Source organism: Bacteroides luti, assembly GCF_900128905.1.
GTDB classification, from domain to species: domain Bacteria; phylum Bacteroidota; class Bacteroidia; order Bacteroidales; family Bacteroidaceae; genus Bacteroides; species Bacteroides luti.
Genome location: NZ_FQTV01000002.1, coordinates 308769 through 321576, shown reverse-complemented (window position 1 = coordinate 321576; position 12808 = coordinate 308769). Strand labels below are relative to the sequence as shown.

General features: G+C 35.6%; 10 protein-coding genes. 5 read left to right on the top strand and 5 right to left on the bottom strand.

Translation table 11 applies throughout. The annotated features are described in order from the left end of the window. Positions 1–77 precede the first annotated feature (77 nt). Entirely contained in the window at positions 78–1874 is a 1797-nt protein-coding gene (locus BUC21_RS03100; RefSeq protein ID WP_073399055.1) for a glycoside hydrolase family 15 protein, read from the top strand. A gap of 1 nt (position 1875) precedes the next feature. Here the strand turns inward: BUC21_RS03100 and BUC21_RS03095 are convergent, their stop codons facing one another. The 3 genes from BUC21_RS03095 to BUC21_RS03085 form a co-directional block, all read right to left on the bottom strand. Then, a complete protein-coding gene (locus BUC21_RS03095) occupies positions 1876–4047 on the bottom strand; it encodes a bifunctional alpha,alpha-trehalose-phosphate synthase (UDP-forming)/trehalose-phosphatase (protein ID WP_073399054.1) in 2172 nt (723 codons plus the stop codon). 255 nt (positions 4048–4302) lie between these two features. Next, positions 4303–4707, bottom strand: a complete 405-nt coding sequence (locus tag BUC21_RS03090; RefSeq protein ID WP_245797049.1) for a DUF1634 domain-containing protein — start codon at positions 4705–4707, stop codon at positions 4303–4305. 2 nt (positions 4708–4709) lie between these two features. Beyond that, the gene (locus tag BUC21_RS03085) at positions 4710–5543 is read right to left on the bottom strand and encodes a sulfite exporter TauE/SafE family protein (protein WP_073399053.1); all 834 of its coding nucleotides are present in this window, start codon (positions 5541–5543) and stop codon (positions 4710–4712) included. A gap of 116 nt (positions 5544–5659) precedes the next feature. Here BUC21_RS03085 and BUC21_RS03080 point away from each other — a divergent pair, with 116 nt between their 5' ends. The 4 genes from BUC21_RS03080 (at position 5660) to BUC21_RS03065 (ending at position 9948) form a co-directional block, all read left to right on the top strand. Next, on the top strand, positions 5660–7009 hold the full coding sequence (locus BUC21_RS03080; protein ID WP_073399052.1) for an MATE family efflux transporter: 1350 nt from the start codon (positions 5660–5662) through the stop codon (positions 7007–7009). A 199-nt stretch (positions 7010–7208) separates the two neighbouring features. Beyond that, positions 7209–7889 carry a YiaD family glycine zipper/OmpA-like lipoprotein gene (locus tag BUC21_RS03075; RefSeq protein ID WP_073399051.1) on the top strand — a complete coding sequence of 227 codons (681 nt, stop codon included), beginning with the start codon at positions 7209–7211 and terminating at the stop codon, positions 7887–7889. Positions 7890–7983: 94 nt separating this feature from the next. Further along, the gene (gene mtgA, locus BUC21_RS03070) at positions 7984–8682 is read left to right on the top strand and encodes a monofunctional biosynthetic peptidoglycan transglycosylase (protein ID WP_073399050.1); all 699 of its coding nucleotides are present in this window, start codon (positions 7984–7986) and stop codon (positions 8680–8682) included. 21 nt (positions 8683–8703) lie between these two features. Further along, positions 8704–9948: a type IX secretion system plug protein gene (locus tag BUC21_RS03065; protein ID WP_073399049.1), complete on the top strand. Its 1245-nt coding sequence runs from the start codon at positions 8704–8706 to the stop codon at positions 9946–9948. 348 nt (positions 9949–10296) lie between these two features. Here BUC21_RS03065 and BUC21_RS03060 read toward each other — a convergent pair whose 3' ends face one another. After that, positions 10297–12072 carry a biotin/lipoyl-binding protein gene (locus tag BUC21_RS03060; protein WP_073399048.1) on the bottom strand — a complete coding sequence of 592 codons (1776 nt, stop codon included), beginning with the start codon at positions 12070–12072 and terminating at the stop codon, positions 10297–10299. Positions 12073–12290: 218 nt separating this feature from the next. Then, positions 12291–12794 carry an RNA polymerase sigma factor gene (locus BUC21_RS03055; RefSeq protein WP_073399047.1) on the bottom strand — a complete coding sequence of 168 codons (504 nt, stop codon included), beginning with the start codon at positions 12792–12794 and terminating at the stop codon, positions 12291–12293. Positions 12795–12808 lie beyond the last annotated feature (14 nt).

The window sequence follows — 12808 nt, the reverse complement described above, 5'->3', positions numbered from 1 at the left end:
AATATAGGGTTTAGAAACAAAACTTTTATTTAAGATAAATGTTTGTTATTTATAAAATAACCTATATAAAATGATATATGGAACATCTCAATTATGGAGCTATTGGCAACTGTAGAACTGCTGCGTTAATTTCTGACAAAGGAAGTATTGACTGGTTTTGTATTCCCGAATTTGATTCACCTTCTATATTTGCCAGGATACTAGACAAAGATAAAGGAGGTTGTCTGAGTTTTATTGTTGATGATAAATACAGAACAAGTCAGAAATATATTGAACATACAAATATTCTGTCTACAACATTCGAATCGGATGAAGGAGGATTTGAGGTTATTGATTTTATGCCACGTTACAATATCAGTGAATTAAAAGGATATTATATGCCTCCGGAGATTCATCGACTAATAAGGCATAAATATGGGAAGCCACGTTTTAAAGTGAATTATGACCTACGAATGGATTATGCTCAGGCAGAAGTGTATCACATAACAGGACCAAAATATCTTAAAACATATTCTAAGCTAAGCAACCGTGATACGATCTATTTTTATTCCAGTTTAGATTTCAATAAAATAATCAATAAGGCAGAATTCGAAATTACGCATGACGAGTATATTGTAATTTCATATAACCAGAAACTGATTAAGATTAATCTTGATAGAGTGGAAATAGAGTACGAACGGACAAAAGTATATTGGCTAAACTGGACTAACCGCTCTAAAAAATATATGAAATATAATAAAGAGATAGAACGTAGCATTCTTGTTCTGAAACTTATGACTTACAATCGGTCGGGAGCTGTTCTTGCTGCTCTGACAACCAGTATACCCGAATCTATAGGAGATGTACGAAACTGGGATTATCGTTTCTGCTGGCTTCGTGATGCTTCCATGTCTATTGAAACACTTATAAAAACGGGACATCAGGGCACAGCTCAACGTTTTATATCGTTTATTTTAAACATTGTAAGATCTAAACAAGAAACATTGCAGATAATGTACAGCATTCGTGGAGACCGCGAATTAAAAGAAGAAGAATTGTCACACTTGAGTGGATTTAAAAATTCGCGTCCTGTAAGAATTGGGAATGCTGCTTATACACAAAAGCAGAATGACTCGTTTGGATATCTGATGGATGTTCTTTACAAATACTATCGCTACTCTTTAGGTACTCTGGATGAAGTAGAGAGCATGTTTGCTGTAGTAAAGAATGTAGTAAAAACAGTCACCGAAGACTGGAGAAAGCCGGATAAAGGTATCTGGGAAATACGTGGAGAAGAAAAACATTTTGTTTTTTCTAAAATAATGTGTTGGGTGGCTATAGACAGAGCAGCAAAGATTGCCTGCTTTTTGCATAACGATAGTTATTCGAAAAGATGGAGGGAGACTGCAGAAATCATAAAGGAAGATGTTCTTGAGAATGGATGGAATGAGGAAATTCAGAGTTTCTCTCAATCATACGGTAGCACTGATCTGGATGCTTCTCTGCTATTAATGGAAGCATACGGATTTATCAGTGAAGATGATCCTAAATATATAAAGACTGTTGAAGCTATTTTTCAAAGTTTAAATTACAAAGGATTGATGTATCGCTATAATAATAAAGATGACTTTGGTAAACCTACTTCAGCTTTTACCATTTGTACTTTTTGGATGATTCGAGCTTTGTTTGTGACAGGAAAAGAAGAAGAGGCTTTGAATATGTTTAATGAGCTAATAAGTTATGCCAATCATTTAGGACTATTTAGCGAAGACCTGGATTTCGAAACCAAAGACCAGCTGGGTAATTTCCCGCAAGCTTATTCGCATCTTGCATTGATTGATACAGCGCTTCTTTTTTCCAAAGAGATTGAAGGACCAAAATTCGTAAAACCGTAGTTTATTTTTCAGTCAGCCGTTTTAAAAAGGGAAGTACTTCCGATTGTGACAACAAGCTGTAACGAGCAATTTCGGAAATATTTCCTATTTTTATAGTGTACGCATCAGCAGGAAGTTCACGAAAGGTATCTTCATCTGTTACATCGTCTCCCATGGCAAGAATAAAGCCAAAGTGGTCGTTCTGCAATATTCTGCGAGCCTCCGAGCCTTTTGTGTAGAGAGGAGATTTAATTTCAACAATCTTATCTCCCTGCATAATCTGAAGATTTTGCCTTGCACAAGGAGTTATCAATGCATTTATCAATTGTTGTTCGCGCAAGGAAGCCAGCCATGTATCGACATTCCGATAATGCCACACTAAGGCTGTTTCTTTTTGTTCTAATCTGGAGTGTGGGGTTTTATCAATGAATGATTGTAGAATAGAAATAATTTCCTCATCCCAATGATTGGTCTGAACATTTTCATTCCATATACCCTTTTCTTTGTAGAATGCACCATGCTCTGCAGCCAGATCGACTGGTAAATGACTAAACCAACGATCTAAAGTGTGATGATCTCTTCCGCTACTGATAACTACTTTATTCATATTATCTTCGCATAGGTTTGAAAGGACTTCCATTAATTCAGGTGTAGGTACAGCATCTTCGGGATTATTACAGAATTTACAAAGTGTTCCGTCATAATCCAGAATCAGGAGTCTGCTTGCAGCTTCTTTATACTTTCCCTGAATCTGCTTAAAAATGCGATCCTCTATTCTTTTTCTATTCAAAGCTTCATTCTGCAATTTGATTCTTTTTATTTCGTGAACAAAATCGTTTGCCCATTTGTCTACAGTTTGTTTTGATATATCTTCCTGCATCATCCGTAGTTTCCGCAGTTGTTCGTCGACAGGCATTTCCAAAGCCTTTAGAATTGCCTGTTCTATTTCACCCACATCATTAGGATTTACAATAATTGCTTCTCTCAGTTCGATAGACGCGCCAGCCATTTCACTCAGAATCAACACTCCCGGAGTATCTCTCTTGGCTGCAAGATATTCTTTTGTTACCAGATTCATACCATCTCTGAGTGGGGTAACCAAAGCTATATCCGCAATATTATACATAGCAACCAGTTCTTCGAAAGCAAAGCTATGATAGAAATAATAAACCGGAGTCCAGTTAATTGTGGAATACTTTCCATTGATGGCACCTATCGATTCATCTATCTTTGTTTTCAGGCCGGCATACCTGTCAACTTTATCTCTTGAAGGAACAATAATCATAGCCATTGATACCTTCTCTTTATATTCCGGGTGTCTTTCCAGAAAAAGAGCAAAGCCTCTCAAACGATGAAGTATTCCTTTGCTGTAATCAAGCCTGTCTACAGAAAGAATTAGCTTGTGAGTTCCATAGTTTTTCTTCAGTTCAAAAGCTTTTTGTTGCACAGAAGGATTGAGTATGGCATCATGATAGAGGGAATAATTAATACCCATAGGAAAGGCATCTGCATAAGCGATCCGTGTATCAAGCAATACATGATCGAGCCTAAATCGCAAATCCAGAACACGCTCGGCAGCACTCACAAAATGCCTCATATAATCGTGAGTATGAAAACCTATCAAATCGGCTCCCAACAGTCCATTCAGAATATCAGCTCTTTCGGGAAGTACGCGAAACAGTTCATAAGACGGGAACGGTATATGGTGAAAGTAACCAATGCTGACCTCTTTTGTAGAATTTCTAAGCAGCTGAGGAAGAAGCATCAAGTGATAATCCTGCACCCAGACAATATCTCCCGGTTCAAGTAGTGGTACTGCACTCTGGCAAAAAAGTTCATTAACCTGTTTATAAGATTCCCAGTACTTGTTTTCATACTCAATATAAGAAAAAAAGTAATGGCACAAGGGCCAAAGGGTACTGTTACTGTATCCTTCATAAAAGTTTTGTATCTGTTCCTGAGACAGAAATACCGGATGGAAATTATATGGTTGAAGATAACTTATTATCTTTTCTTTTTCCTCATCTGATTCTGTATAAATTCCCGGCCACCCTATCCAATGTTTTTCCACATCCATAGTTAGCGATCCCAGCCCTGTGGCCAGTCCGCCTTCACTATGACAGAATTCAAAATCGCCCGATTCTGTTCTGGTTGCTCTCAGTGGAAGTCTGTTGGATATAATATAAAGCTTCATAAACAAAAAATGTATAGGTATTGGATATGCTCTTTATCTCAAAGAACACATTAACATATTTCTTTGTTTATAAATTTAAGAAAAGTAAAGTTCTTATGTGAGTTACAAGAACTTAAGGATACATTTTCCTACGAATGGTGAATAAAATATATTTAGATGTACATCAAACGGGTATTATGACGTACATCTAAATAGCACTTTGATATACATCTAAAAAACACTTAGATATACATCATAATTAAATTGTTTATGGAATTATATTTTAATTCCCGAGAACATACTGAATAATATAACCGACAATACAACCAGAGTAATCACAACATACAATCTATCTCTTTCTACTGCAAAGGAAAAAAGAGAGCAAACAACACGCAATATAGGAGTCATAATCAGCACAACAGTTCCCAGCTGCATTATTCCGCGTGCATCGATCGAAAGCACCTTATCTATAATCCCCCCAAGACTGGTATATGCCGATGGTTCGCCATGAAAAGTATTGTAAGCAGGTCTTACTTCCATTCCATGAACAAAAAGATAAATAATTCCTCCTAACAAGGCTATTACACTTGCTGTAATCACTCCAAACCGAAGCAATGTTCCAATAATCTTTTGAAGATCACGATCTCCCAATATTTTACCTGACATATCTTTCTTAAACATACTTAGAATCTATTATTAAAGCCGTTATACATCATGTTAAGAGCAACAATTGATATTGCAACACTAAATATAATTCTCAAAACCTTAACATTCATTCTTGGAAGAAGCTTCGCACCGGTAGTTGCTCCGCCCAATACTCCAATAATAACAGGAAAGGCAATACCCGGATCAATGTAACCTCTTTGCAAATAAACCACCGCACTGGCAGCTGCAGTTACTCCAATCATAAAGTTACTGGTTGTGGTACTAACTTTGAAAGGAACACGCATTGCCGCATCCATAGCCAGAACTTTTAAAGCTCCGGATCCGATGCCCAGCAGTCCCGAAAGCACTCCGGCAAGAGACATCATGGAAAAACCTCCAAACACATTGGTCAATTGATAATGAACTTGTCCATCGGCTGTAGGATAAGAACCATTCAGTTTTAATTTTCTGGCAGCAACACTTCCTATAACATTATTATGATCATGCTTTTTTCTTATAGTCATTACTGCCGAGAAGATTAGCACCATACCAAAGATTATAGCAATTACGTTTGTAGGCATATAAATTGCAATTGTTGCACCAACAACAGCACCAATAGTTGTTGCTATTTCGAGAAACATACCCAGGCGCATATTGGTTATTCCTTCTTTTACGTAAGCACTAGCCGATCCTGAAGAAGTGGCAATGGAAGCAACCAAAGCAGAACCTATGGCATAACGAATATCTATATTAAAGCCTAATGTTAGTAGCGGAATAATAACAACTCCCCCACCCAATCCGGTTAGCGAGCCAGCCAATCCGGCCAGATATGCTCCCAGAAGAAGAATTAATGTAAATGCAAGAATTGACATAAAACTTAAAATATTTGTATTATTAAGATACAAAGGTAGTTCTTTTCAGATTGCAGTTCGGCTAATATCCATTATAATTTCCTAATTTTGCAATAAAATTAAAATATATATATTCAATGCAAGGAATAAAACACCTCACGGAAGGACCTATTTTTAAACAGCTTTTCAATTTGGCCATGCCAATAATGGCAACCTCTTTCATACAAATGGCTTATAGTCTTATCAATGCGGCATGGGTAGGAAGAATAGGAAGCGAAGCTGTTGCGGCAATTGGAACTGTAGGTATACTTGCATGGATGGCTACATCTATTTCATTATTGAATAAAGTTGGTTCCGAAGTTAGTGTGGGGCAAGCAATTGGTGCTAAAGATGAAAATAAAGCCAAAACTTTTGCATCTCATAATCTTACTATAGCACTTATTATATCCATATTATTGGGAACACTTCTTTTTATATTTGCCAACCCAATCATAGGCGTTTATGAATTAAATAGCAGTATATCGGCAAAGGCAGTTATTTATCTAAGAATTATTGCTTCTGCCATGCCATTTATGTTTTTATCAACAGCTTTTACCGGCATTTACAATGCGGCAGGAAGAAGTAAAGTTCCCTTTTATATAAGTGGTACCGGATTAATAATAAATATAATACTCGACCCCATATTTATTTTTGTATGTGAATGGGGAACCACCGGGGCAGCAATTGCCACATGGATTTCACAGGCTTCAGTTTTGGGTTTGTTTCTTTATAAGTTAAAAGGGAAAAAAGATATATTAGGTGGCTTTAGTATTATTACAAAACTACAGAAAAGTTATACTTTGCGTATTCTTAGACTAGGACTTCCTGCTGCAACACTTAACACGTTGTTTGCCTTTGTAAATATGTACATCTGTAGGTTAGCTTCTGAACAAGGCGGACACATTGGTTTAATGACAATGACCCTTGGGGGACAAATCGAAGCTATTACATGGAATACTTCACAAGGATTTTCGAGTGCACTCAGTGCGTTTATCTCTCAAAATTATGCAGCAGGAAAACAAGGCCGGGTATTACAGGCATATAATGCAACTTTATGGATTACATCTCTTCTTGGCTCTTTCTGCACATTTCTATTTATATTTTATGGACAGGAAGTATTTTCATTATTCGTCCCCGAGGAAAAGGCAATACTGGCAGGAGGAGTTTTCTTATTCATAGACGGATACTCACAATTATTTATGATACTTGAAATTACAACTCAGGGACTATTCTATGGAACAGGCAGGACATTGCCTCCCGCTATAATAAGTATTACTTTTAATTGTTTACGTATCCCACTAGCTATTATACTTACAAATCTAGGGATGGGAGTTGAAGGTATTTGGTGGGCAATTAGTTGCACAAGTATCGCAAAAGGCCTTTTTGCCTATCTATGGTTTGCAATAATTAAGAAACGGGTCTTAAATATTCCTTCAATCGCAATTTAACAAATGGTTTTACAAAGCTCTAAAAATCTTGCATTTATGTAATTCTCTATTAAATTTAAATAAATATTTATTGTAAGAAAAAGCCAATCAAACGCTATTTCTTACAATAAATTGAACAATTCTTTCAAAAGAATTTATATCTTTGTAACAACTTTATTAAGACTAGAAATAAATAAAAAACTATTAATTTGTGAATTTTATGAAAAAGATTAAGTTATTATCAGTTTTATTAAGCTTCTCTTTGGTATTTGGAGGATGCGGAATGTCTAATACAGCAAAAGGTGGTTTAATTGGTGCTGGCTCAGGTGCAGCTCTAGGTGCTATTATTGGCCAAATTGCAGGACACAGTGGTAAAAGTACAGCTATTGGTGCAGCTATAGGAACGGCTGTTGGTGCAGGTGCAGGTGTTATCATCGGTAAGAAGATGGATAAAGCCGCTGCAGAAGCTGCTGCTATTGAACAGGCAAAAGTAGAAAAAATAACAGATGCAAATGGTCTTACTGCCGTAAAGGTTACTTTTGACGGAGGTATCTTATTCGCAACTAATTCTAGTGTATTAAATGCTACATCTAAAACAGCTTTAACTAAATTAGCTAAAGTTCTTTCAGAAGACAGAACAATGGACATCGCAGTATATGGACATACAGATAATACTGGTTCATTAGCAGTAAACCAAAAATTATCTGCTGAACGTGCAGGTTCAGTTGCTACATATCTAAGAAATAATGGAGTTGCTACAACTCAGTTTAAATATGTACTTGGAAAAGACTTTCAAGAACCAATTGCAAGCAATGAAACTGTTGAAGGTAGAGCACAAAACCGCCGTGTAGAAGTTTACATGTATGCAAGTGAACAAATGATTAAAGACGCAAGTAAATAATTTATTTCAAAATTATTAGTAAATCGTGTAAGCCTGTTTTATAGCTTACACGATTTCTTTTTATAATGATAGTAAAAATCAACATCCATTAAATATGGTAAAAAAGAAAGTCCTCCATATCCTTAGGAATCTTATTATTGCATTCTTTGGATCAACAATTTTAGTTACGTTAATCTACCGTTTTGTACCTGTATATGTTACCCCATTAATGATAATCAGGTGCATGGAACAGATGAAAGATGGTGAAGAAATTAAACTAAAACATACATGGGTCCCCTTTGAAAAGATTTCAAAACATCTGCCAATGGCTGTTATCGCATCCGAAGATAACAAATTTGCCACTCACAACGGATTTGATTTTCAAGCAATTCAACTCGCCATAGAAGAGAGTCAGGAAGGAAAAAGAAACAGAGGAGCAAGTACTATCAGCCAACAAACTGCAAAAAATGTTTTTCTATGGCCAGAATCATCATGGTTAAGAAAAGGTTTTGAGGTTTATTTCACCGTTCTTATTGAAACTCTATGGTCTAAACAGCGTATCATGGAAGTATACTTAAACTCCATAGAGATGGGAAAAGGTATTTATGGAGCAGAAGCAACTGCCAGATACAAATTCCATACTACAGCAAAGAAACTTAGCAGAGGGCAATGTGCTTTAATTGCAGCAACCTTACCAAACCCTATTAAATTCGATTCTGCAAATCCATCCAGATATATCCTCAGACGTCAGGCCAAAATATTGAGGGTTATGCAATTAATACCTAAATTTCCTCCTGCTAAAAAAGGAAAGTAGAGTCTCTATTTATTATAACCTATGAAAAAACTGCTGATATTATGTGTATTTCTGATTACTGCTTTGTTTGTAAAAGCACAGAGAAATGAAGTTTTCTCGCCTAACATTCAAAGCTTACAGATAAAGGTTAACGATAACTGGCTTGCACCTCCAATCGTTAACCTGAATTCTGATGATGTATTAGAAGTCTCTTTTGATGAGCTATCACACGAATATCACCGTTTTCAATATATTATTTCACATCACAATGCAGACTGGACTCCTTCTGGACTGAGCGAAATAGAATTTCTGGAAGGTTTTAATAATAGTCCTATTGAAGATTACAAGAATTCATTGAATACGACTATGCAGTATACTCATTATCGAGTATCTTTCCCTAACGAGCAAGTTAAACTTAAAGCTTCAGGAAACTATATTATTACTATATTTGACGATAATGATAATTCAAAACCTGTATGCAAAGCTTGTTTTTCTGTAATAGAAAAGAAAGTAACAGTTTCGGCTACAGTAAGCAGCAATACAGATATAGATAATAACAAATCACATCAACAGGTTTCTTTCAACGTCAATTATAACGGATATAATATCCGTAATCCTCAAAGTGAGGTAAAAATTAAAGTTATGCAAAATCTACGTGAAGATAATTGTGTGACTAATCTAACACCATCATATATCAGTTCAAATGAACTAAAATATGAGCATAATAAGAATCTGATATTCGATGCTGGGAACGAATACAGACGATTCGAAATGGTTAGCGTAAAATATGCAGCACAAGGTATTCAAAGAATTAAGTTTTTTGATCCGTATTATCATGTAACTCTAATTCCAGATGAGCTAAGAACAAAGAACTACAGTTACGATCAAGACCAGAACGGGCGTTATCTGGTACGATATGATTGGGCTACTAATAATGATATCGAAGCGGACTATTTACTGGTTCACTTTTCACTTCCATGGAAAGATGAATTACCGGATGGGAACTTCTATTTGCAGGGAGCATTTACTCACGACAACTTAACTGATAATTATTGCTTAAAATACAACCCTGAAACGAAAGCTCTTGAGACTATTCAATTGCTAAAACAGGGAGCATATAACTATCAATACCTTTTTGTACCTACTAATAGCAACAAAACTACAACTGCTCTCACCGAAGGAAATTACTATGAAACAGAAAATGAATATCTGATATTAGTATATCATCGTCCTTTCGGGGAAAGATACGACCGCCTGATTGGAGTGCAACAGGTTTATTTCAAATAAATCGATATCCGTAAATACTATCTAACGAAAAGGCAAACAGAAAAGCTCCTTCTTTTTATTTATACTAGATCATAAATAAAGATATATAGAATAAGTGAGTTCTTATATTCCTTGTTCTTATTAAAAAAAGTAAAGTATTCCTTGTTGAAAGTTTCCTAAGAACTTGTGAAGGTTTCCTAAGAATTGGATATACTATTTAAATATTCAAATAGTTAAGCTTTGTATTTAATTGGATTATATTAGATTCTTTCAATCTAATAAAATTAAGTAGAAAAAGAGGCAGCAGTTACTTAAATATTCTAAGTGACTGCTGCCTTACTATAATATCACAAAAACTTATTTCTAATTTTATGCAAACAACTCTATTCTTTCTATATAAGCAAGAATATCACCCTTGTTTACATGAGCTCCTTGTTTCACACAAACTTCAACTATGCGACCTGAGAAATTGGCCGGAATCTTATCATAAGTTCCCCATAAAGTACCAATATAACAAAATGTTTCTTCTGGATAGAATTTCTGACCAATAGCTGGAGGAGTAGATCCAGATTCAAAACTTGCATCCCAAAATACCTGTCCTTTTTCAAGAGCTGTAATTGGTTCAGCTTTAGCACGTTTTAATTTCTTTATATCCTCTTCAGTAAAGCCATTTTTCTGCATTTCTGCATCTTTGGCTCTTTGTAATTCATCTTCAAAGCGTTTCTTTGCTATACCCGAACGATAATCGCGATATTGACGATCATGCATAGCCAGTTCGAACAATTCTTCATTATCCGGACCATATTCCCATCCATTATCATCCATTTCTTTTTTATATGTTTCCAGAGCATCTGGGAAATTATCTTGTGGATTCTCGTCTGTAAATTCATACCCTTTTGATTTAGCCAGTTCAATGATTTCCGGAGCAAGTTCACCAGGCAATTTACCGCTCTTGCCTAAGATCATATCCCATGTATGAGAATCAATCATACTCCAGCGCTCTTCCCCTTTAACCATTTGCATAACATTCATCAATGCAACATTCTTCACATACTGGCTAAATGGAGTAACTAAAGGAGGATAACCTAATTTTGGCCAAACGTAAGCTACTTCATCAAAAAGCATCACCAATAGATCATCAATACTAAGTTCATTTTGGTTCTTGCTTTTTAAATACATATTAATTCCAGATTGAACACCCTTTAAATCGGCCATCATTGACCCCATCATACCTCCAGGTAAACCACTACCAATAAGCAATGAAGAAGTATGTTTATTAGTAGGATCAATAAAATATCCTAAGAAGTCATCAATAAACTCTTGAGTTAAACTACGGGCCTTCATATAAGCCTTCATATTAATTTCAGGAACCTGGAAACCGGCATCTTTCAACATAGCCTGAACAGATAATACGTCTGGATGAACTTTTCCCCAAGACAATGGCTCCATGGCAACATCAATAATATCTGCACCGTTTTCACAAACCTCCAGAATGGAAGCCATAGAAAATCCAGGACCTGAATGTCCGTGGTACTCTATGATAACCTCTGGATGTTTATCCTTTATTGCCTTTACTAATTTTCCAAGCATTACAGGACGACCAATACCTGCCATATCCTTTAAACAAATCTCAGGAGCTCCTGCAGCAATTAACTGTTCAGCAATATCCGAATAATACTCTACTGTATGTACAGGAGAGAAAGTAATACAAAGTGAAGCTTGAGGAATCATACCTGCTTCCAAAGCATAAGTAATAGAAGGAATTATATTTCTCACATCATTTAAACCGCAAAAAATACGAGTTATATCAACGCCTTGTGCTTTCTTTACTTTATACATTAGTTTACGAACATCAGCAGGGACTGGATACATACGTAGCCCGTTCAATCCACGATCGAGCATATGGGTTTGAATACCAACTTCATTTAATGGTTTCGTGAAAGTTCTCACTGCATTATTTGGGTTCTCACCGTACAATAAGTTTACTTGTTCAAAAGCTCCTCCGTTGGTCTCCACGCGAGCAAAACATCCCATTTCAATAATTAGTGGTGCAATTCTTGCCAATTGATCAGCTCTTGGTTGATACTTTCCGGAAGATTGCCACATATCCCGGTAAAGAAGGCTAAATTTAATTTCTTTTTTCATTGTAATAGCGCTATATAAGATTATAAAAGTTTATTAAAATGCTATTGCAAAGATAACAAATGAATTGACAATATGTCAAGGAAATAAATAAAATCGCCATTTTTAAAATATGTTTAATATCATATTTATATTTCAAATTAGAAAAAGAAAGGGAGTAATACCATTTTTATTAGAATTACCCCCTTAAATTACCAAAAATATATCATATTTTATAAGCATCATACAAAATCCTTTAATTGTTGTTGCAACCGTTGTCGCGTAAAAAAGATGCGGCTCTTCACTGTTCCGAGAGGTAAATTTAGTTTATCAGCAATTTCACGATATTTAAAACCAGAAACATGCATAGAAAAAGGTACCATATATTCTTTTGGCAATGAATTAACTACTCTATGAATTTCTTTAATGTCATAAGCTCCTTCAGTGCTATCGAAGCCTGAATCTTGTGATTGATTAAGATGGTACATATTCTCTGTCTGATCAACGAATGTTTGATCTCTCATCACCTTCCGATAATTATTAATGAATATATTACGCATTATAGTATACATCCACCCCTTAAAGTTGGTATCGGGTGTAAATTTGTCTTCGTTGTCGAGTGCTTTCAAGGATGTTTCCTGCAATAAATCGTTTGCTTCTTCCCTGTTTGCTGTTAATTTATACGCAAAGCGAAGTAGTTCGTCCTGTACTCCCAGCAGATCACTTTTAAAATTTAAACTTTTCATAACTTTGCTTATTT

What these genes read in the sequence shown, in the direction of transcription:
- BUC21_RS03100 (WP_073399055.1), top strand. Translation starts at nt 78, where the DNA reads ATGGAACATCTCAATTATGGAGCTATTGGCAACTGTAGAACTGCTGCG.
- BUC21_RS03095 (WP_073399054.1), bottom strand. Translation starts at nt 4,047, where the DNA reads ATGAAGCTTTATATTATATCCAACAGACTTCCACTGAGAGCAACCAGA.
- BUC21_RS03090 (WP_245797049.1), bottom strand. Translation starts at nt 4,707, where the DNA reads ATGTTTAAGAAAGATATGTCAGGTAAAATATTGGGAGATCGTGATCTT.
- BUC21_RS03085 (WP_073399053.1), bottom strand. Translation starts at nt 5,543, where the DNA reads ATGTCAATTCTTGCATTTACATTAATTCTTCTTCTGGGAGCATATCTG.
- BUC21_RS03080 (WP_073399052.1), top strand. Translation starts at nt 5,660, where the DNA reads ATGCAAGGAATAAAACACCTCACGGAAGGACCTATTTTTAAACAGCTT.
- BUC21_RS03075 (WP_073399051.1), top strand. Translation starts at nt 7,209, where the DNA reads ATGAAAAAGATTAAGTTATTATCAGTTTTATTAAGCTTCTCTTTGGTA.
- mtgA (WP_073399050.1), top strand. Translation starts at nt 7,984, where the DNA reads ATGGTAAAAAAGAAAGTCCTCCATATCCTTAGGAATCTTATTATTGCA.
- BUC21_RS03065 (WP_073399049.1), top strand. Translation starts at nt 8,704, where the DNA reads ATGAAAAAACTGCTGATATTATGTGTATTTCTGATTACTGCTTTGTTT.
- BUC21_RS03060 (WP_073399048.1), bottom strand. Translation starts at nt 12,072, where the DNA reads ATGAAAAAAGAAATTAAATTTAGCCTTCTTTACCGGGATATGTGGCAA.
- BUC21_RS03055 (WP_073399047.1), bottom strand. Translation starts at nt 12,794, where the DNA reads ATGAAAAGTTTAAATTTTAAAAGTGATCTGCTGGGAGTACAGGACGAA.